The 21709-nt window shown below is 53.9% G+C and carries 18 protein-coding genes; 11 read left to right on the forward strand and 7 right to left on the reverse strand.

All coding sequences use genetic code 11. The features are described 5' to 3' along the window. Nucleotides 1-28: 28 nt before the first annotated feature. Both K1558_RS10925 and K1558_RS10930 read right to left on the reverse strand, forming a co-directional pair. Complete coding sequence (locus tag K1558_RS10925; RefSeq protein WP_238651602.1) at nt 29-553, reverse strand: C40 family peptidase; 525 nt, start codon at nt 551-553, stop codon at nt 29-31. A 280-nt stretch (nt 554-833) separates the two neighbouring features. After that, entirely contained in the window at nt 834-1475 is a 642-nt protein-coding gene (locus tag K1558_RS10930; protein ID WP_238651603.1) for a thiamine diphosphokinase, read from the reverse strand. 164 nt (nt 1476-1639) lie between these two features. Here K1558_RS10930 and K1558_RS10935 point away from each other — a divergent pair, with 164 nt between their 5' ends. Then, entirely contained in the window at nt 1640-2113 is a 474-nt protein-coding gene (locus K1558_RS10935; RefSeq protein WP_238651827.1) for a low molecular weight protein-tyrosine-phosphatase, read from the forward strand. Nucleotides 2114-2248: 135 nt separating this feature from the next. On the opposite strand, the gene K1558_RS10940 is transcribed toward K1558_RS10935, so the two are convergent. Further along, nucleotides 2249-2980 carry an alpha/beta hydrolase gene (locus K1558_RS10940; protein ID WP_238651604.1) on the reverse strand — a complete coding sequence of 244 codons (732 nt, stop codon included), beginning with the start codon at nt 2978-2980 and terminating at the stop codon, nt 2249-2251. A gap of 267 nt (nt 2981-3247) precedes the next feature. Between K1558_RS10940 and pdhA the strand changes: the two genes are divergently transcribed. From pdhA to K1558_RS10975, 7 genes are all read left to right on the forward strand, one after another. Continuing rightward, nucleotides 3248-4315 (forward strand): pyruvate dehydrogenase (acetyl-transferring) E1 component subunit alpha, encoded by a 1068-nt coding sequence (gene pdhA, locus K1558_RS10945; RefSeq protein ID WP_238651605.1) that lies wholly within the window; start codon nt 3248-3250, stop codon nt 4313-4315. A gap of 15 nt (nt 4316-4330) precedes the next feature. Further along, entirely contained in the window at nt 4331-5308 is a 978-nt protein-coding gene (locus K1558_RS10950; RefSeq protein ID WP_238651606.1) for an alpha-ketoacid dehydrogenase subunit beta, read from the forward strand. A 23-nt stretch (nt 5309-5331) separates the two neighbouring features. Further along, nucleotides 5332-6987, forward strand: coding sequence for a 2-oxo acid dehydrogenase subunit E2 (locus tag K1558_RS10955; RefSeq protein WP_238651607.1), 1656 nt, complete (start codon nt 5332-5334; stop codon nt 6985-6987). A gap of 3 nt (nt 6988-6990) precedes the next feature. Next, nucleotides 6991-8403, forward strand: coding sequence for a dihydrolipoyl dehydrogenase (gene lpdA, locus K1558_RS10960; protein ID WP_238651608.1), 1413 nt, complete (start codon nt 6991-6993; stop codon nt 8401-8403). Between the two features lie 246 nt (nt 8404-8649). Then, nucleotides 8650-9444: a thymidylate synthase gene (gene thyA, locus K1558_RS10965; protein WP_238651609.1), complete on the forward strand. Its 795-nt coding sequence runs from the start codon at nt 8650-8652 to the stop codon at nt 9442-9444. Between the two features lie 48 nt (nt 9445-9492). After that, on the forward strand, nt 9493-9984 hold the full coding sequence (locus K1558_RS10970) for a dihydrofolate reductase (protein ID WP_238651610.1): 492 nt from the start codon (nt 9493-9495) through the stop codon (nt 9982-9984). A 228-nt stretch (nt 9985-10212) separates the two neighbouring features. Then, a complete protein-coding gene (locus K1558_RS10975) occupies nt 10213-11700 on the forward strand; it encodes a glutamate synthase subunit beta (protein WP_238651611.1) in 1488 nt (495 codons plus the stop codon). A gap of 148 nt (nt 11701-11848) precedes the next feature. Here the strand turns inward: K1558_RS10975 and K1558_RS10980 are convergent, their stop codons facing one another. Further along, on the reverse strand, nt 11849-13849 hold the full coding sequence (locus K1558_RS10980) for a methyl-accepting chemotaxis protein (RefSeq protein WP_238651612.1): 2001 nt from the start codon (nt 13847-13849) through the stop codon (nt 11849-11851). Nucleotides 13850-14376: 527 nt separating this feature from the next. Here K1558_RS10980 and K1558_RS10985 point away from each other — a divergent pair. The 3 genes from K1558_RS10985 (at nt 14377) to K1558_RS10995 (ending at nt 18945) form a co-directional block, all read left to right on the forward strand. Next, nucleotides 14377-16107, forward strand: coding sequence for a proline--tRNA ligase (locus K1558_RS10985; protein ID WP_238651613.1), 1731 nt, complete (start codon nt 14377-14379; stop codon nt 16105-16107). 64 nt (nt 16108-16171) lie between these two features. Further along, nucleotides 16172-16585, forward strand: a complete 414-nt coding sequence (locus K1558_RS10990) for a hypothetical protein (protein ID WP_238651614.1) — start codon at nt 16172-16174, stop codon at nt 16583-16585. A 101-nt stretch (nt 16586-16686) separates the two neighbouring features. Further along, nucleotides 16687-18945 (forward strand): type IA DNA topoisomerase, encoded by a 2259-nt coding sequence (locus K1558_RS10995; RefSeq protein WP_238651615.1) that lies wholly within the window; start codon nt 16687-16689, stop codon nt 18943-18945. A gap of 55 nt (nt 18946-19000) precedes the next feature. Here the strand turns inward: K1558_RS10995 and K1558_RS11000 are convergent, their stop codons facing one another. The 3 genes from K1558_RS11000 to K1558_RS11010 all read right to left on the reverse strand — a co-directional run bounded on the left by K1558_RS11000 (nt 19001) and on the right by K1558_RS11010 (nt 21548). Then, complete coding sequence (locus K1558_RS11000; protein ID WP_238651616.1) at nt 19001-19735, reverse strand: DsbA family protein; 735 nt, start codon at nt 19733-19735, stop codon at nt 19001-19003. 118 nt (nt 19736-19853) lie between these two features. Next, on the reverse strand, nt 19854-20606 hold the full coding sequence (locus K1558_RS11005; protein ID WP_238651617.1) for an HAD family hydrolase: 753 nt from the start codon (nt 20604-20606) through the stop codon (nt 19854-19856). 24 nt (nt 20607-20630) lie between these two features. Then, a complete protein-coding gene (locus K1558_RS11010; protein WP_238651618.1) occupies nt 20631-21548 on the reverse strand; it encodes an ArsR/SmtB family transcription factor in 918 nt (305 codons plus the stop codon). Nucleotides 21549-21709 lie beyond the last annotated feature (161 nt).

Below are 21709 nucleotides of genomic sequence, written 5' to 3' on the forward strand. Positions count from 1 at the left end.
AGTGCTGCTCCCCGGCTGAAAGGCTTGACTATAGTACGCGCCGTGCCTTCAGGTAGGTTTTTTTCCAGTTGCCGGAGTTAAGATCTGAAATGGTCACACCCGGTGAGCCGTAAGTGTGAAGAATCTTTCCGTTACCGGCGTATACAGCAACATGGGTTACGTTCTTTCCATTCGCCCGGCTGCCGCTGGAGAAGAATACCAGATCGCCGACCCGCAGATTTGCTTTGCTGACGGCCGAGCCGACTTTGGATTGGGCGACTGAAGTGCGGGGCAGATCCACGCCGTATTTTTTGAAGATATATTGTGTAAATGATGAACAGTCAAAATAACGTGTGGTGGAAGTCGAAGCGCCGAATTTGTAACGTGTGCCCAGGTATTTTTTGCCGAAGCTGACTACGCTCGATCCTTTCGCTGAAGCTGAAACCGAGTCAGCCGATACCGCTGCGGCAGCCGCAGGTGCTGTTCCTGCTCCGGTGGCCAAGAGTGCGCCGAAGCCGATTGTTGTGCACAAACCAATAGTCAGGGCCCGCTTGACCCAAGGATGCTTATTCATGTTGTATACCTCCGAAATTGTAATCTAGTGTAGTAGTGCCGTTCTCTGATTCGTAGTATAGCAGGTTATAGAGTCCCTAAATTATGGAACAGACCCTCCAAATGCAGGCAGCGACTACATTGAAAGCGTTTTATTAAAATCTCATTAAAAGTTACAAAAAATTAATATTTATCAGCTCTGCGCGAAGAAAAAAACCGGAAAACCCTTGATAATACAAGGAATTCCCGGTTTCTTTGATTTGAATCAAAAGTTACAGCGATGTCTCCAAAACTCTATGTATTCAGTCCTTGCTCTGAATAATAATCAGCAGTCCGCTCTCGATTGTGACGGTTCCGGTGCTCTCGACAAGCACATTGCTAACAGCCAGCGACTGGCCCAGCTTCAGGGTAGCCTGATTCAGAGGGTACTGGAAGCCCTTCAGTGTGATGCCGGTAACCTCCGGAGTCAGAGGCAGGAGAGAGACATAAGTATAGCCGCGCTGTTCAACCACCGCCTGGGAGCCGGTAAGCGTAATATAATTGTTCGGATCAATGATGGAGCACGCCACCTGCCGCTGCAGCGCCCGTGTCATCATCTGGATGCTGGCCAGGGTCTGGTCCATGCGTGTCCCGGTCACTCCGATCATTACAATAGACTGCGGCTGGAGGCCCAGCGCGTAATCAAGCGCCAGCTCGCTGTCTGTCAGGTCTTTGTTCACCGGATCACAGCTGATGGTCTCGTTGCTGCCCGCCTGAATCCGTTCTAATGCTTCCTCAGGGACAGAATCGAAATCTCCTACGGCCAGAGCGGGTCTGAAGCCGTGCTCTATCAGGAACAGCGCCCCCCGGTCAGCGCCGATAATATAATCTTCTTCATCTAAGTAACGCAGGCAATCCGCTGTCACCTTACCGCCCGCTACAATAACGACACGCCCTGCTGGCAAGATATTCTCCCTCCTTGTTCGGTGCAATCAAGTGTATCACCCTGAACAGTATATAGCAGTTTCTGAAGTTGTACAATTGCTGTGCGGACGCTAAAATAAAGACAGTGCGCATTGCGCACAAACCCGGTGCAGTGATTATTGTACCAGATCAGGGGGTGAGAGAGATCGTAAACGTGTTATTTGTGTGTCTGGGGAATATCTGCCGCTCGCCGATGGCAGAAGCGGTACTGCGCCATAAGGTGGCGGAGCACCGGCTGGAGGATCAGATCAGCGTAGATTCTGCAGGAACCGGAGACTGGCATATCGGCAATCCGCCGCATGAAGGGACCAGACGGATTCTCGATCTGCACGGAATCAGCTATGAGAAGATGAGAGCCCGCCTGGTAAGCGGTGATGATTTTGAGAGCTTCCAATATATCATTTGCATGGATAAGTCCAATGGCGACAATGTCCGCAAAATTCCCGGAGGCGAGCATGCGAAGCTGCTGTTCTTCATGGACCTGCTGCCGGATGAGGAGCTGCGCGAGGTGCCTGACCCGTACTTCACCGGAAACTTCGAGCAGGTCTATGAGCTGATTAACGCCGGTTGTGATGTGCTGCTGGAGAAGATCATCAAGGACAAGCTTAAGCAAGCTTAGGATTACGCCCGGAACGGTTGCCGTCCTTATCTCTTAAGGGCCGGCACCGCTGATCCGGCAGATTTGAAAGCGCGCACATCACGGGGAGATACATAAGTTCGTAAGATGTTCACTTTTGAGGCTCTATTTGCTGTTTCAAGCGTTGAAGAAATAGAGTAATGATTCCGGGAGCTCTTTTTGCCAAAATCCCCAAAGATGCTGCCCGTCCTTCTCGCGGTAGGAGACGGTGGCTCCCCGGGATTCCAGCATGTCGCGGGTCAGCCGGTTCATCTCTACGAAATCGTAGACCCCGGTGTCAGTCTTATATTCTCTCTCCTGGAGACCCACAACCATATTGATCTGCAGCCAGGAGAGATCCTCTTCCTTGGCCAGCAGCTCACGGGTCTCGGGGTAATACGCGCCGGAGAGGCTGAGCACGCGGCTGAATAATCCCGGGTAGGCCAGCGCAAGGTGAAGGGAGACACTGCCTCCGAGGGAGTCACCGGCAATAATCCGTTCCCCGGTAGTGCGCCGGACAGGATAATTATGTTCAATGAAGGGAATAATCTCTTCGGCGAAGCATGACAGGTACTGCTGGAAGCGGCTGCCGAACGGAGCATATTCTGCGGTGCGAACGGCGACGTTCACTTCAACGCCTACTATAATGAAAGGCTCCACATCCTGCTCCAGAATCAGCTGGCCGGCCAGTGTAGCAATCCGTCCAAAGTTGAAGAACTCTTCACCGTCCTGGCAGTAGACCACGGGATAGCTGAGAACTTCATTATAGCCGGGAGGGAGATAGATGCGCAGCTTGCGTTCTTCCTGCAGATGCTCGCTCCAAAGGGTTTGTTTGACGATTGTTCGTTTCAGAAAAACAGGCTCATTCATTGTCAGATCGTCACCTTTCATGTCGGATTTTTTGCATAACACGTAGTGTTGCGTTAATATTACCCAAGCGGCAAATGTGGGAAATATCATTTACTTGATTGATTTCCTGTAATCTGTTATATAATTTATCTTACCCTGTTATACATACAAAATTTATGGAAACATAAATTTTATGCGTATTTCTTTGACGAAACAGATACAACAGGTGTATAATAATTCTATAACAGAGACCACTGATATTCAAATTTTTTTATTGAGGTGAAGATAATGACCAGAGTTCCTTATGAAGTGTATACAGAGGACGTTGAGGCCCTTTCGGTACTTTCCCCGGATGGAGAAATTATCAATAAGGATATGATGCCTAAGCTTTCCGATGACCAGCTGAAAGAAATCATGTACCGTATGGTATTTACCCGTACTTGGGATGACCGTGCAGTCAACCTTGGCCGCCAAGGCCGTCTCGGCTTCTATGCTCCGGTATCCGGCCAGGAAGCAACAATGATCGGCAGTGAGTTCGCTCTGCAAAAAGAAGATTTCGTATGCCCGGGCTACCGTGATATTCCGCAGCTCGTCTGGCACGGACTTCCGCTATATCAGGCATTCCTGTATTCCCGCGGACACCAGCATGGCGGACAGATTCCTGACGGTGTTAATGTACTGATGCCTCAGATCATCATCGGCGCACAGATCCTTCATGCGACCGGGATTGCTATGGGCTTCAAACTGAAGAAACAGCCGAACGTTGCGATCACTTACACTGGTGACGGCGGCTCCTCTGAAGGTGACTTCTATGAAGGTCTGAACTATGCGGGAGTATACAAGCTTCCGGTAATCTTCTTCGTGCAGAATAACGGCTATGCAATCACGACTCCGTTCTCGAAGCAGACCGCTGCCAAGTCCATTGCCCATAAGGCTGTTGCCGCTGGCATCCCTGGGATCAAGGTGGACGGTATGGACGTATTCGCAGTAATCTCTGCGGTTCAGCAGGCTGCTGAACGTGCACGCAAAGGCGAAGGAGCAACGCTGATCGAAGCGGTAACTTACCGTTTCCGTCCGCACTCCCTCTCCGATGATGCCAGCAAGTACCGTACGAAGGAAGAAGAAGGACAATGGAACGAGAAGGATCCGATTGCCCGTCTGGCCAAGTACCTGGAGAAGAAAGGCCTTTGGACCGAGGAAGACACCCTGCGCGTGAGAGAAGAAGCGAAGGCTACTGTCAACGAGCAGATTAAGAAAGCAGAACAGACCGAAAAAATGACCATTCCCGGCTTGATCGACAGCATGTTCGAGGTAACTCCGAAACATCTTGAAGAGCAAAAAGCCGATTTTGAATAAGGGGGATATCAGGCAATGGCACAGATGAATATGAAAGAAGCAATTCGTGACGCGATGCGCGTTGAACTGACTCGTGACCCTAATGTCCTTATCTTCGGGGAGGATGTTGGTAATGTTGGCGGTGTCTTCCGTGTAACGGAAGGACTGCAGAAAGAATTCGGCGAAGAGCGTGTCTTCGACACCCCGCTGGCAGAATCCGCAATCGGCGGTCTGGCCTTCGGTCTGGGTGTACAAGGCTTCCGCCCGATTGCTGAAATCCAGTTTGTCGGCTTCATCTTTGAAGCCCTGGATCAGATTGTCATTCAAGCTGCGCGTCTGCGCTGGCGTTCCGGGGGCAAGTATAATGCTCCTGTAGTATTCCGTACTCCTTTTGGCGGCGGCGTTAAGGCAGCCGAGCTTCATACAGACTCCCTGGAAGGCCTGATTGCCCAGAGCCCTGGGATTAAGGTAGTAATTCCATCCAATCCATACGACGCCAAGGGCCTGCTGATCGCCTCGATCCGCGACAATGACCCTGTATTCTTCATGGAGCACCTCAACCTGTACCATGCATTCCGTGCTGAGGTTCCTGAAGGTGAATACACGGTTGAGCTGGGCAAAGCTAACGTAGTGCGTGAAGGTTCCGATGTATCGATCATCGCTTACGGCCTGATGGTACATACTGCCACCAAAGCCGCGGAACAGCTCGAAAAAGAGGGCATCAAAGCTGAAATCATTGACCTGCGCACGGTCAGCCCGATTGATATCGACACGATTGTAGCCTCCATTAAGAAGACTAACCGTGCCATCGTGGTTCAGGAAGCGCAGAAGAGCTCCGGCGTGGCCGCTGAGGTCATTGCCCAGATCAACGAAAAAGCACTGCTGCACCTGGAAGCTCCTGTACTTCGTGTAGCCGGTCCTGATACTGTATATCCATTTGCACAAATCGAAGATACCTGGATTCCTACACCAGCACGTGTTATTGCAGCTGTTAAGAAAGTTATGGAATTCTAAACTACACTCGGGAGGTTATCAAGGTGGCAAAATTTGAGTACCGGTTCCCTGAGCTGGGCGAAGGTCTGCATGAAGGCGAAATTATCAAAATGCATATCAAAGCTGGCGATAAGGTAACCGATGACGATATCGTAATGGAAGTTCAGAATGACAAGGCAGTAGTTGAAGTGCCTTGTCCGGTTAACGGCACTGTGCTGGAAGTCTTCACCAAGGACGGCCAGGTCTGCCGCGTAGGCGAAGTGGTAGCTATCATTGATGCGGAAGGCGACATTCCTGAACAGGAAGGCGGCCATCCGGCAGAGCATGCTTCCCAGGAAGCTGACGCAGCCAAGGGCGGAGCAGAGACGACTTCTTCTCCGGCTACCAGTGCACCGGCAAGCGGCGGAGCATCGAACTTTGAATACAAATTCCCTGAACTGGGTGAAGGCCTGCATGAAGGGGAAATCATCAAGATGCACATCAAGGTCGGCGACAAGATCACTGACGATGATATCATCATGGAAGTTCAGAACGACAAGGCGGTAGTGGAAGTTCCTTCCCCGGTCAATGGTACAGTCGTTGAAGTGTTCGCCAAAGACGGCCAGGTCTGCCGCGTAGGCGAGGTTGTAGCGGTAATTGCCGCTGAAGGCGATGTTCCGCATCAGGAAGGCGGCCATGCTGAAGCCTCCGGCGCGCAGGGCGCAGCACCTTCCCAGGCGGCAGCACCGGCAGCAGCCGTTCCGGCTCCGGACCGCGAAGTGCTGGCAACGCCAAGCGTACGCAAATTCGCCCGTGATAAAGGCGTGGACATCTCCAAGGTGAACGGCTCCGGTAAGAACGGCAAGATCACCCTTGAAGATGTGGAAGCCTTCCTGAAGGGCGGCTCAGCAGCACCGGCAGCGGCGGCTCCAGCAGCTTCTGCACCGGCAGCAGCAGAAGCACTGCAGGCGAAGGCTAAAGAAGCTGCTTCGGCTCCTGCAGCTTCCGGCAACGCGAACCTGGAAGAAGAACGTGTACCGTTCAAGGGTATCCGCAAGGCGATCGCGAATGCGATGGTGAAATCGGCTTACACTGCACCGCATGTAACCATCATGGACGAAGTGGATGTTACCGAGCTGGTAGCCTTCCGTGCCCGCATGAAGCCTGTGGCTGAGAAGAAGGGCGTGAAGGTCACTTACCTTCCGTTCATCGTGAAGGCACTCGTTGCCGCTTCCCGCCAGTTCCCGGCGCTTAACGCCATGATTGACGAAGCTGCGAATGAGATTGTCTACAAGAAGTACTACAACATCGGTATCGCTACAGACACAGACAACGGTCTGATCGTTCCTGTGATCAAGGATGCTGACCGCAAGAGCATCTGGATGATCGCCAGCGCGATCTCGGATCTGGCTGTGCGCGGACGTGACGGCAAGCTGGCACCGCATGAAATGAAGGGCAGCACCATCTCGATCACCAACATCGGCTCGGCCGGAGGTATGTTCTTCACCCCGATTATCAACTTCCCTGAAGTTGCAATTCTGGGAACCGGACGTATCACTGAGAAGCCGGTAGTGAAGAACGGTGAAATCGTAGCTGCGCCTGTAATGGCCCTGTCGCTGAGCTTTGACCACCGGATTATCGACGGCGCAACTGCACAGAACTTCATGAATTACATTAAGACCCTGCTTGCAAATCCTGATATGTTAGTTATGGAGGTGTAATTAATGGTAGTCGGAGACGCTTCAATTGAAATCGACACATTGGTAATTGGTGCAGGTCCCGGCGGGTATGTGGCGGCAATTCGTGCCGCCCAGCTCGGCCAAAAGGTCATCATTGTAGATAAATCGGAGCTCGGCGGCGTGTGTCTGAACCGCGGCTGTATCCCTTCCAAGGCGCTGATCTCGGCAGCTCATCAATACGAGGCTGCTCAGCACGGCGACGTATTCGGCGTGACTGCCGAGAACGTAAAGGTAGACTGGGCTAAGACCCAGGCCTTCAAGAACGGCGTAGTCAAGAAGATGACTTCCGGTGTAACCAGCCTGATGAAGGGCAACAAGATTGAAGTATTCAGCGGTGAAGCGATGTTCATTAGTGCAAACGAAGCCCGTCTGTTCAATGACCATGAATCCCCGCGCTACAAGTTCAATAACTGCATCATCGCGACAGGCTCCCGCCCGATTGAGCTGAAGCCGTTCCCGTTCGGCGGACGGATTCTGTCCTCCACCGAAGCGCTGGATCTTCCTGAAATTCCGAAGAGCATGATCGTGATCGGCGGCGGCTACATCGGCGCCGAGCTGGGCCAGATGTACTCCAAGTTCGGTACGAAGGTTACGATCATTGAAGGTCTGGATACAGTTCTGCCTGGCTTCGACAAGGACATGACCCGTCTGGTAGCCAAGAACATGGCTAAGACCGGCATTGAGATTGTAACGAATGCCAAAGCGGAATCCGCTGTGCAGAACGACAAGGAAGTTACTGTGAAGTACTCCGTTGGCGGAGAGTCCAAGGAAGTCACTGCGGAATACCTGCTGGTAACCGTAGGCCGCCGTCCGAACACTGACGGTGAGCTTGGTCTGGATCTGATCGGCGTTGAGCTGGACGAACGCGGTTTGGTGAAGGTTGACCACCAGGGACGCACCAACATTCCTAACATTTACGCGATCGGTGACATCGTACCTGGCCTGGCTCTGGCGCACAAAGCCTCGTACGAAGGTAAGATTGCTGCCGAAGCTATCGCCGGACACAAGTCGGTCGTTGATTACAAAGTGATGCCGGCTGTCGTATTCACTGATCCTGAATGCTCCAGCGTCGGCCTGACTGAGAAGGAAGCCAAGGATAAGGGCTATGCAGTGAAAGCCGGCAAATTCCCGTTCGCAGGCAACGGCCGTGCTGTCTCCCTGAATGCGCCTGAAGGCTTCATCAAGATTGTTGCGAAGAGCGACAATAATCAGGTGCTGGGCGCGCAAATCGTCGGCATCGAAGCTTCCAACCTGATTGCTGAGCTGGGGCTGGCCATTGAGATGGGCGCTACCCTTGAGGATATCGCCTTGACCATCCATGCACACCCGACTCTCGGCGAGATTGTTATGGAAGCGGCTGAGCTGGTAGAAGGCCACCCGATTCATGTAATCAGATAATAGCTGCGAAGCTATTTCCGCAATAATTCAAGAGGATGTTTCCTGAGCCATGCAAGTGGCGGGGAACATCCTTTTTATATAAAAATATGTTTTGGGGCCCCCGCAAAGTACTTGAGATCACATCGGAGTCAGAGCTTCACTTTGTGGGGTTATTTTAACCGGAAGGAATTTGTGCAAAGGGAATTACAAGGACAGTCAGCTCATGGTAAACTGGTATAAGAAAAAGAGAGTGGGGTGCGATACTACTTGCGTAATTACTTGGATCTATTGCAGGATATATTGGATAACGGCACAGCCAAGAACGACCGGACCGGCACCGGCACCATCTCGGTCTTCGGACGGCAGCTTCGCTTCGATCTCACGAAGGGCTTCCCGCTCGTGACTACTAAGCGCATTCATCTGAAGTCGGTGGTGCATGAGCTGTTATGGTTCCTCAAGGGAGAGACCAACACGTCGTATCTGAAGGAGAACGGGGTCTCGATCTGGGACGAGTGGGCCGATGAGAACGGCGAGCTGGGACCTGTCTATGGTTCACAGTGGCGGGCCTGGGAGTCCAAGGACGGCCGTCATATTGACCAGATTGCGAATGTTATCGATTCAATCAGGAACAACCCGGATTCCCGCCGTCATATCGTCAGCGCTTGGAATGTAGGCGAGATTGAGGAGATGAAGCTTCCGCCTTGTCATTTTGTATTTCAGTTCTATGTGGCGGACGGGAAGCTCTCCTGTATGCTCACTATGCGTTCTGTGGATACGTTCCTGGGGCTTCCTTTTAACATTGCCAGCTATGCGCTGCTCACTCATATGGTCGCCCAGCAGACGGGCCTAGAGGTAGGAGAATTCATCTGGTCGGGCGGAGATGTGCATATCTATACCAATCATCTGGAGCAGGTCGCCACACAGCTGGCCAGGGAGCCGTATGCGCTGCCGACGCTGGTGATCCGCCGCAAGCCTGACAGTATATTTGATTATACCTTTGAGGATTTCGAATTTAAGGATTACGTCCATCATCCGGGGATCAAGGCACCGGTAGCGATATAGAGCATTCCATATGCGGATGTGTGATAGCTTGAAGAAGGGAGTGTGCAGATGAGCATAACTATGATCTGGGCGATGGGCTCGAACAGGGTCATCGGGAACAATAATGATATCCCTTGGCATTTGCCGCTGGATTTTGCTTATTTCAAGGCAGAGACGCTCGGCAAAAGAATGCTGATGGGGCGCAAAACCTGGGAATCCCTCGGCAGCAAGCCGCTTAAAGGACGCACCAGCCTGATCCTGACCCGGGACCGCAGCTTCGCGCCTGAAGGCGCTGAAGTGGTGCATACGCTGGAAGACGCGCTTGCCGAAGGCCGTAAGGAGGATGAGCTGATGGTGATCGGCGGCGCCGAGATCTACAGCCTGATGCTTCCCTTTGCAGATAAGCTGCAGGTGACACGAATTGATGCAGAGTTCGAGGGCGATACTATTTTCCCGGAGGTAGACTGGAGCGGGTGGAAGGAAGTTTCCAGTACACCGGGGCTGAAGAATGAGCAGAATCCATATGATTACCATTTCTATGTGTATGAACGCAAGGGATGACAATGAAGCGTTTTCTCTGACATCAGATGTGAAATAGTACAAATAATCAGCAAATTAATCCATTACCGTGCAAAAGTAATGAATGCTACTATAATTAAAATTAGAAATGTTAGTTAGTATAAAATATGCAGAACCTTCATTGCGCTGTATCATTATCGAATTATGCCGCGGGGATGCAATAGTGTACTATACATCAACACGAAGAGAACGGATGGGGGAAACGTAAATATGTCTACACCTACTGGATTTATGGAGTATAAGCGCCAGCTCCCTGGAGACCGGGAACCCGAGCAGCGCGTGAAGGATTGGGAAGAATTCCATGAGCACCTGTCCGAAGAGGAGCTTCGCACCCAGGGTGCCCGTTGTATGGACTGCGGCACACCTTATTGCCACACAGGAGTGGATATGAGCGGAGGCACCTCCGGCTGTCCGGTGCATAACCTGATTCCCGAGTGGAACAATCTGGTCTACCGCGGATTGTGGCGCGAAGCGCTGGAACGGCTGCACAAGACCAACAACTTCCCGGAATTTACCGGCAGTATCTGTCCGGCACCATGCGAAGGCTCCTGTACCGTCGGTCTGATCGGACAGCCTGTGACGATCAAGACCATCGAGCTGGCGATTGTGGACAAGGGCTTTGAAGAGGGCTGGGTTGTTCCGAATCCGCCTGAGAAGCGTACCGGGAAGCGGGTCGCCATTGTTGGTTCGGGTCCGGCAGGTCTTGCGGCGGCTGCACAGCTCAACAAGGCAGGGCACACGGTAACGGTCTTTGAGCGCAGCGACCGCATCGGCGGCCTGCTGATGTACGGCATTCCGACGATGAAGCTGGACAAACGGGTGGTCCAGCGCCGCGTGGATCTGCTGGCGGCTGAAGGCATCGAGTTCGTAGTGAATACAGAGATCGGCAAAGACATACCGGCCCAGCAGCTCGTCGATGAATACGATGCCGTTGTCCTCTGCGGCGGAGCGACCAAGGCCCGGCGCTTCAACGTGGAAGGCAGCGACCTGAATGGTGTCATGTACGCCATGGATTATCTGACCGGGACGATCTCCAGCTATCTGAATTCCGGCCTGGAAGACGGCAAATATGTCTCTGCGGCAGGCAAGGATGTCGTCGTGCTCGGCGGGGGAGACACCGGCTCCGACTGTGTGGCGACCGCACTGCGCCACGGGTGCAGCAGCATTACCCAGTTCGGTACACACGACAAAGCTCCGCTTACGCGTGATCCGATTGCCAACCCTTGGCCGCAATTCCCGAATGTCTATACGCTGGATTACGCCCAGCAGGAAGCGAAGGCGGTATTCGGTGAAGACCCGCGTGAATTCTCGATTATGACCACGAAGTTTGTCGGTGATGAAGCAGGCAATCTTAAGGAAGTGCATACAGTACAGATCCGCCGGATGGTCGATGAGACCGGACGGAAGATCTACCAGCCGGTTCCGGGAACCGAATCAGTCTTTCCGGCTCAGCTCGCGCTAATCGCGATCGGCTTCGACGGACCGGAGCAGGACCTGATTGAGCAGCTGAAGCTGGAGACGGACCGCCGCACCAATGTGAAGGCGCGTTACGGCAAGTACAATACGAATGTGGATAAAGTATTCGCTGCCGGTGATATGCGCCGCGGACAGAGCCTGGTCGTCTGGGCGATTAACGAAGGCCGTGAAGCCGCACGTGAGGTTGATAAATATCTGATGGGTTCGACCGTACTTGCTTAAATCCGATAGGCACGAAAAAGCCGTTTCTCAGCATTGCTGAGAGACGGCTTTTTCGCATGTAGCCGCATAGCCCGAATGTATGGGGAAAACAGCATACATTGTGGTCGCACGCAGGCGCATGGCCTTCACCGCTCACATGCCACGGGTGCTAGTCTTCCAGCTTGAACCGTTCAATCTTAAGCTGCAGATCGCCCGCCATTCTGGACAGCTCCGTAGAGGAGGCAGAGATCTCTTCCATGGACGCGAGCTGTTCTTCTGTAGCTGCCGTTACACTCTGGAAGGCGTCTGAGGTGGAACGGGAGATGCCGGAGATTTCGTGTACGGAAGCGGCAACCTCCTGCGTTCCCGCTGACATTTGCTCAGTAATAGCCGAGATGTCATGCAGCTGGCTGTTGATTTTGGCGGTAGACTGTTCGATGCTGATGAAGGATTGCTTGGCTTCGGCGGTAACCTGAATACCCAGCTCAACATCAGCTGCAACGGTATGCCGGATCGCTTCATAGGTCTGGTCGATCAGCCGGGTCATCTGCTGCAGGGTATCTTGAATATTCCCGGCGGTATTCTTCGATTGATCGGCCAGCTTCCGCACCTCTGCCGCCACGACAGCGAAGCCCTTGCCCTGCTCTCCGGCCCGGGCTGCTTCAATGCCGGCATTCAGCGACAGGAGATTCGTCTGCACGGCAATGGCGGAAATTGCACTGCTCATCGCGGAGACTTCATCGTTCAGGCCGTTTAATTGCCCGATTAGCTGTGAAGAGTGATGAGTAGAGGTCCTGATGGCATCCATTTGCTGGCTGACCTGTTCCATCTTCCGGCTGCCGCTGCGCACATCTGCTTCAGTGCTCGCGGAAGAATCGACGATGGAGGAGGCGGCTTCGGCAATCCTTTGAATACCGGAGGACATTTCCTCCATTGCGCGTGAGGTTTCTGCCATGGCCGAGGTCTGTGTCTGCGCACCTTCAGAGGATTCCTGCACCAGTTCAGCCACGTAGGCGGTAGCTCTTGAGTTCTCTTCGGTTGTGGCATTCAATTGCTGGCTTGCGGCTGCCAATTGCCCCGAAGTGTCGGAAATATCAGAGACGATACCGCGCAAAGAGCCTACCATCAGGTTGTAATTCTGTGCCAGCTGACCGATCTCATCCACCCGGTTCAGCTCAATCTGCTCATTCAGATAGCCTTCGCTTACCCGCTGTGCAGAACGGTTCAGGCTGCGGATCGGCTTCGTAAGGGAGCGGACAATCAGGTACATCAGGGTTAACGCAACAATCAGGGCAATGGCCAGAACCGTCAGTCCTGTAAAGATAATGGGCTGTGAGGCATCCGAGAATTCTTGAGTGGGCAGGATGCCTACAATTTTGAACCCGGTATTCGGATCGGTTGTATAATATCCCTGCATATCCATCTCCGTGTCCGGATTGGTATAATTCAGGTCCCCGCTGTCGTTAACCAGCAGCTTCACGATATAGTCTGCTACATCCTCACCTGCAGCTTTGCCGGGATGAGAGACAAATTTATGATTACGGTCCACAATGTAGAAGTATCCGGTTTCCCCTGGATGGGTGGTATGAAGCCTTTCACTCATTGCCTTCAGGTTGAGGCTGGTGGTGACTGCTCCTTTGCCGTCCTTCAGCGAATGGGAGAGGAACAATGTATAATTGCCGGTGGTTGCCGAGACAAAAGGATCAATGATTGTAGTGGTGCCGGCATTCTGCATGGACGCCTTATACCAGTCCCGCGTACGCGGATCATAATCCTGCTTGCCGGGGTCCGGGGCCTTCATCCAGGCACCTTGTTCGTTGCCCACGGTAAGAATCTCCAGCTCGGGATGTGCCTTCATGAACTGATCAATGAGTGTTCGTGTTGCGGGAGCCTTCACATCGACCTCGGAGGACTCAATCTGGTTGCTGAGCAAATCTACATTCCGCATTGCAGCGGATACATATTCTTGAATGGTCCCGGCGACCAGATCGACACTGGAATGCGTGGCTTTCTGCATCCTAAGCTCCAATTCCTGTTTCGCGCTGGAATAGGAGAAATAACTGACCAAGAGGATCGGAATCACCAGCATAATGGTGAAAAGCATCATCATCTGTCTTTGCAGCGATCGTGATCTGAGCTTGCTGGTGAAGCGGTTGACTGACTTGAACATTGGAACGGTTCCCCCTCTGGTACATAGAAATCGGCTGGCAGCATAACTAACCGTTTCTCTCTGAATACCTCTTCTCATACTGGATTATCGACACATTCTTTTCATATCTTAAGGTATTTGCTGCAAAATATTTAATTGCATTCACGATCTATTCATCGCCGGCTTGACGCAGTCCGAAATATCGTATAGATTAAGTACCAACATTTACAACGTAACAGCGTTGACCGAGGACCTGGTATCCGTAAGCGCCGGAAGCAGAGAGGGGATTCACCGGCTGAAAGATCCCCCGTGTGCGCGGGACACCAATCCTGCCTCGGAAGCTGCAGCATATGCTGAAGATGGGCATAAGTCTGCCGGCCCCGGCCGTTATCCGGATTAGAGGACCGCAGGCTTGGATAGTCTTGAGGTTGAAACAGGGTGGTAACACGGCGCATTCGTCCCTGACGGATGTGTCTTTTTTGCGTCCTCATTTGGCAGTGAAAAGATCTTAAGCTGTACACACTTATCGACGAAAGAGGCTGATCTGTATGCGTCAAACCAATCTATTAGTTACCACTCTGCGCGAAGCTCCTGCCGAAGCAGAGACAAGAAGCCACCAGCTGCTGCTGCGTGCCGGATTTATCCGGCAGGTGGCCGCCGGAGTATACAGCTATTTGCCGCTCGGACGGCGGGTGTTGCGCAGGATGGAGCAGATTGTGCGTCAGGAAATGGAGTCCGCCGGTGCGCAGGAGGTGCTTATGCCTTCGATGCAGCCGGCAGAGCTCTGGAGAGAATCGGAACGTTATGAGGTGTACGGCAAAGAGCTGATGAAGCTGCGCGACCGTCACGACCGTGAGTTCGTGCTGGGTCCGACCCATGAGGAAGTGGTTACAGCGCTAATGCGGGCAGAGATCGGTTCTTACCGGCGGCTGCCAGTGACCGTCTATCAGATCCAGACGAAGTTCCGGGATGAACGCCGTCCGCGCTCAGGACTTCTGCGGGGAAGAGAATTCCTGATGAAGGATGCCTATTCGTTTGATACAGACGGGGATGGCCTGGATCTGGCTTATCAGGGGATGTACAGCGCATATGAGCGGATCTTTGACCGCTGCGGCCTGAAGTACCGGGCGGTGCAGGCGAATGCCGGAGCGATTGGCGGCAAAGGCCAGAATCATGAATTCATCGCCCTGTCAGAGATAGGTGAGGATACGATAGCTGTGTGCTCCGTGTGCGGATATGCTGCGAATCTGGAGCAGGCGGAAGTGCAGAGCGCGGGTGTACCGCATAGACAAGATTTTGCCGGAAGGCCTGCCCCAGAGCGATTCTATACCCCAGCCCAGAAGACCATTCAGCAACTGGTGCAGGAGAGCCGGCTCAGACCGCAGGATATCAGCAAGACATTAATCTACACGGGCGGCGGCAAGACATTTGCTGTACTGGTCCGTGGAGATCATGAGGTGAATGAGCTGAAGGTGCAAAAGTACCTCGGCTGCGGTGACATTACACTGGCTGATGATCAGCAGGTGCAGGAGGCCGCCGGAACCGGAAGCGGTTATGTCGGTCCTGCCGGATTGACGGTGCCGATTCTGGCGGATGCTGCTGTTGCAGCCATGACAGAAGCGGTCACAGGCGCAGGGGAAGAGGATTACCATCTGCGCGGAGTGGTGCCGGGCCGGGACTTCCCGCTGACGCAGGTGGGGGATTTCCGTAATGCGGTTACCGGCGACCGCTGTCCGCAGTGCGGGGAAGGGGAGCTGGATTTGCATCAGGGGATCGAGGTGGGGCATGTCTTCAAGCTGGGCACGGTCTACAGTGAGAAGCTGGGGGCAGATTATCTGGATGCAGGCGGCCGCACCCGGCCTATGGTAATGGGCTGCTACGGCATCGGAATCTCCCGCTTGCTGGCCGCAGTGGCTGAGCAGAACAACGATGACCAGGGGCTGGTGTGGCCGCAGAGTCTGGCTCCATACACGGTTCATATTCTGCTGATGTCGGCCAAAGATACAGTGCAGCGTGAGCTGGCTGAGGCTCTGTATGCACGGCTGACCGCCTTGGGCATCGATACTCTGCTGGATGACCGCGATGAGCGGGCCGGGGTCAAATTCAAGGATGCCGGACTGATCGGTATACCGGTCGTGCTCGTGGTAGGCAAGCTGGCCGCAGAGCAAAGGATTGAATACATGGACCGCAGAACGGGTAACAAGGAAGTAATCGATATGGGTGAGGCGGTGCTGCGCGTAAGCGGTCTGAAGTCCGCAACGGATACTGCTTTTGCCTAAATTGAGGCTTTGGTAAAATAGGGGAATACCGCATGGATTGCCGCCTTGGAGAGGAGGGAGAGGCATGTTTGGACGCTTGAGACGCAGGCTTGACAACGCCAGACAGATGCAGAGAATACGCAAGGAGCATCCCGAAGAGATCCGCCGCCTATTGGAAGAGCGGGCCAGGGAACAGCAAGTCCCGGTAGAGCCAGTACCCGCAAAATCCGGGCCGTGGATTCTCTTCTTCCGGTGTCTGCTGTATGTGGTAACAGCGGTCGTTATCCTTATAATTATTGCAGGGGCAGCACAGTCAGACTCGCCGGTATTCACAGCGCTGGCCTTTGCCCTGCTGCTGGATGTGCTGTATATGATAGCGGCGCTGGTCCAGCCGGCGATTGTTTTTGTCCGCAGACAATGGTCCCGGGAAGATGTGCTGGAGCTGTTCGGCCTGCTGACGCTGGCGCTGATTGTTCTGATGGTAATCTTCCGCCCTTAGACACCGGGGTTCCTATGAAGAGTCCATTTCCGTTACGGAAAATGGTATAATAGAACACTGGACATCTTTTTTATGTTATCAAGGGTAAGGAGCGATTATTTTTGAAGACACTCATTATTGCGGAGAAACCGGACATGGGGCGGAATATCGCCGCCGCAATAGAACCGAAGGCCAAAAATTACCGATCCTATCTGGAAGGGGAGCAGTACATCATCACCTGGGCTATCGGCCATCTGATCGGCCTGGCCGAGCCGGAAGCGTATGATGCCAAATACAAGAAGTGGAATATTAACGATCTGCCGATTATCCCGGAGCAGTTCAAGCTGGTACCCAATGCGCGTACACTGGATCAGCTGAAGGTGATCGGCGAGCTGGCGAAGCGCAGCGATCTGCTGGTCAATTCCTGCGATGCCGGGCGGGAGGGCCAGCATATTTTCTCGCTGATTCAGCGCCATCTGAAGCTGAGCCAGCCGGTGAAGCGGCTATGGATCTCCGACCTGACGCCGGAGACGATCCGCAAGGGCTTCCAGGAGCTGAAGGACGGCTCGGAATACGAGAATCTGACCAAGGCGGCCAGAGCCCGCAGTGAAGCCGACTGGCTGATCGGGATGAACGGGTCGCGCGCTTTTACTACAAGGCATAATGTCTTGCTCTCCGTAGGCCGGGTCCAGACCCCGGTTCTTGCACTGATCTATGACCGGCAGAAGACGATTGAGGCGTTCTCGTCGTTGAAGTTCTTTGAGGTGGAAGGCCATTTCACCCAGAAAGAGCTGACCTACAAGGGGATGTGGCAGGGGGACAGGTTAACGGACTCAGCCAAGGCGGAGGCGCTCGCGAATAAGGTCAAGGGGAAGCCGGCCAGAATCGGCAGCTATGAGGTCAAAGACACCAAGGAATATCCGAACAAGCTGTACGATTTGACGCTGCTGCAGCGTGAAGCGAACGGGAAATATGCCTTCTCGGCCAAAAAAACGCTCGATCTCGCCCAGGTGCTCTACGAGAAGCATAAAGTGATCTCTTATCCGCGTACCAACTCCAACTATGTCACAGAGCAGAACATTCCCCAGATGCAGAAGACGCTGTCGTCCCTGCAGGGGACGCAGTATGACGAATGGGTCAAAGGGGCGAACCGCAGTCTGGTGCATACAGGCAACAAGTTCATCTGCAATCCGTCCAAGGTGGAGGATCACCATGCCATTCTGCCGACCGGGCGCAAAGCGAACGGGCTAAGCACGGACGAAGCCAAGCTGTTCGACCTGATTGTCCGCCGCTTCCTGGCCCAGTTCTATCCGGCCGCCGAGTACAAGGTACATACGGTGATCACCGAGGTGGAGGAGGAGAAGTTCAAGACAACCGTCAAGGAGCTGCTCAGCCTCGGCTGGAAGGTAATCTACGCGGACCAGAAGAAGGACAAGCCCAAGGCCAAAAGCAAGGGCAAGGAGGACGAAGAGGAGGAGGAGCTGGAGGTCAATGAGCCGTTCTCGATTGATGCCGGGGGGGAAGTGCTCTGCAGCGATGCTATCGTGAAGGAGAAGGACACCCAGCCTCCGAAGCATTACACGGAAGGAACCCTGCTGAAGGCGATGGAGAGCGCGGGCAAGCAGATTGAGGATGAGGAGCTGCGCGATGCCATGAAGGATTCCGGTCTGGGGACTCCGGCGACGCGTGCGGCGACGATTGAGCGGCTGAAGAATGTCGGCTATGTGGAGATGCAGGGTAAAAAAATCGCCATCACCCAAAAGGGCCGGACGGCGATTGAGCTGATCCGCGGGGCGGGTGTGGAGCTGCTGACCTCCCCGGAGATGACCGGGCAGTGGGAGCGCCGTCTGAACGAGATCGCGCGCGGCACTGCAGCGGACGGCCAGTTCATGGAGAACGTGAAGCGGTTCGCCTCCATGATAGTGGACAAGGTCCGCGTCCAGTCGCGGGCCGCCAAAACCTCCTTCGAGGGGGATACCCCTGCGAAGGGCAGCGGGCCCAAAGGGCGTTCCGCCGCCACTGCGCCGCGCAAGGCCGGCGAACGCCAAGCTGCCGCCGATAAGCCGGCGGCTTCACGTAAGCGCAGTGCACCGGCCGCATCCGATGGGCCGAAGATCATCGGCAGCTGCCCGCGCCCGGGCTGCGGCGGCATGATCTTCATGGGCCGCAAGGGCTATGGCTGTTCCCATTACAAGGAAGGCTGCAGCTTCGTGATCTGGAAGGAGAACTACGGCCGGAATCTTACCGATTCCCAGGTGAAGGCCCTGATTGAGAAGGGCCGGACGGGGAAGCTGAAGCTGGCCGGGGAGGACGGGGCACCGTATGAAGGCAAGCTGGTGCTGGATAACCGGGATACCGGACAGCTTACCGTAGAACGTTAAGAAGCGCCCCGCCAGGTTCTTCCCGGCGGGGCGCTTCATTAGCATTAAGACTGCATTACGGTGCAGCATTTAAGGCTGCTTCAATCGCGGCGCTCAGGCCCTCATAAGAGGAATCGGGCAGCAGCACGCCGTTCACCATGAACTTAGGTGTGCCGTTCACGCCGTAAGCGCCGGCGATCTTGAAGTCTTCCTTGACATCGTACATATACGTATGGTTCTTCAGATCCTGCTCGAATTGCCCGTAGTCAATGCCTTCAATATTGTCCTTCACGAACCCGAGGATGAACTTCTGGGTGGCCCAGATCTTGCTCTCATCACCCTGGTTGGCATAGAGCTTGTGCAGGTATTCCCAGAACTTCTCGTTGCTCTGTCTGTAGACGGCTTCTCCGGCACTGGCGGCGAGATAGGAATCCCGGTCAATGAAGGCGAAGTTCATGAAATAGAGCTGGGTTTTGCCGGTGTCTACATAATCCTTAATAAAGGTATCCAGATAGGACTCAGTCCAGTTTTTGCAGGCCGGGCATTTGAAATCGGCGAATTCAATCACCTTCACCTTGGCCTCATCGCTGCCCAGACGCGGCTGCTTCTCGTATTTCAGCCCGTCCACCACGATCTTGCCTTTCACATCGGTGTAATTCGGGAGGTTGTCCAGCTCAGCCGTGCCGGAGGACCTGCTTCCGGTCAGAACGAAGACCAGAATCAGTGCCAGCAGTACAACAATGACGGCAAGCAGCATAGGGAGCAGCCGTCCGCTTGCCTTGGTATTCCTGGATTGCTTGGGTTTGTTCATGAAGGAGCCTCCTGCGCGATATGGAAATCTACTCCAATAGTATAATCATACCGCGGCAGGCTGCCTATGCCATTTGTAACATCCTGCCGGCAGGCAGGAGGCGGGTGGTCCTCAGCATTCAGCCGTGATGCTCGCGCAGGGCGGCCATGCGGATGACCGGAGGAACCTCGTCAATGGCAGAGATGGTCATCACCGACTGCTGCATTTCGCGCTGAAGCTCAACCAGATTGTAGAGCCATTCGTTCTGCTGCTTCAGATAGATGCTGTTGATGCCGGCCGTCAGGGCGGGAAGCACATCGGTCCGCAGGGAGTTGCCGATCATCCAGGTAATACTCCGGTCAAAATGGTAGGTGTTCAGGATCTGCTCCAGAGACTCCACATTCTTATGCTGGCGGATATAGATCCGGTCATCGAAGTATTCGTCCAGCTTCATCTGGGCGATTTTGCGCTGCTGGATGGCATCATCACCGCCGGTATAGAGGTAGAGGGAGTGCCCGTCCTGCTTCAGGGTATCGAGTGTCTCGACCATCCCGGGATAGGCTTCAACTTCCTGATCGTACACGCTCATTCCAAGCTTCATCAGCTGCTGCTCTTCGAGAGCTTCAGGCATACGGTTATATTTGCCGCAGAAATAGCGGTAAGTGGCAATGAGGGATTTCGGGAAATTATCACTGGCCAGCCCGCTGGTGCTGACGGTCTCTACGTCAATCTCGACCTGCTTGCTGCGGAATTCACTCATCGAGGGGCCATAAGCGCCGAACCAGCCGTTCATCAGCTCGAAATAGCGTCCCAGAATAAGATCAAAGTATTTGTTGCAATGCACCAGAGTGTCGTCCAGATCAAAGATGATTTGTTGCGGCAAGTATTTCATGAGGCTCACTCCTATAGTTAGTCGTTAGATGCGGATGTAGGACTCCAGGAACATCTGGAGCTCGGAGGCACCGTCCGGCCGGATGCTGTAGCGTTCGGTGCCTTCACCGCGCAGATGTACCCGCAGCAGCCCGGCGACCCGCAGACTGAGCAGATGGTGCATCAGCATCTCCCGGGACTGGTTCAGCTCCGATTGCATATCCCACAGGGACTTCGGCTCACCCGCCACGAATCGCAGCAGCTTCAGCCGGGTCGGATCCGAGAGGGCCTGAGTTAAGCGGAGCAGTACCATCGGCGGCTCTTCTTCATTCTCGGAAGGGACATCCACCGGGTATTGGACCAGCATCATATGCTTGTAGAAGCAGTAGGTATTGATTGGACGGTTATGGACCGTCGGCAGCAGGACAATGGTCTGAAGCTCCGGAATGTCCTCGATGACAATGCCGCCGGAGGCATATTCAATCAGCGGGACCATGTCCATTTTGCTCTCCAGCAGCTTTTTTTCCGAGGCGTCTTCGATCAGCAGCGGCAGCAGGGTATGCTCCACCTGGCGGAAGTAATGCTCATACCATATCCGCAGCAGCGGTGGATAGCTGTTCTTGATCCGCGCGCATTCGTCAGGGGATATATTATGGAAAAAAGGCTCGGTCCGCGCCAGGCATTCCTCCAGCGAGGAAGCTTCCAGCTCATTCAGGAACTGCGTCACCTTGGACGCATCTCCCCGGCTGTAGGCCCAGGCATAGAGCACATCGTAATCGTCAAAAGGCCATTCAGCCGCCTGCTTGAGGGCAGTCAGCTGCTGGGGCGTGAAGCGGCCGTCCACCTCCCGGATCCAGTCGGTACCGATCTCCAGGTTGGAGGTCCATTTCTTGGTCACATATAGCATGAAGCTGTCCAGCAGTTCATATACAGGGGAAACATCAATTTCGAGTTCATAATTCATCAGGCCGGTCACCTCCATCAATCAGTCACTTCTATATATTATCTCTTGTTTTGAAGAAGGTTGTCCACTATAATGTTCCGTGTTTGCCTATGGACGTAAGGATTCTGATCACCGCTGATATACACAGGAGGAAGTATTTGTGCCGGATTCAAGTATTAAGC

Source organism: Paenibacillus piscarius, assembly GCF_022234545.1.
GTDB lineage: Bacteria > Bacillota > Bacilli > Paenibacillales > Paenibacillaceae > Paenibacillus_AQ > Paenibacillus_AQ piscarius.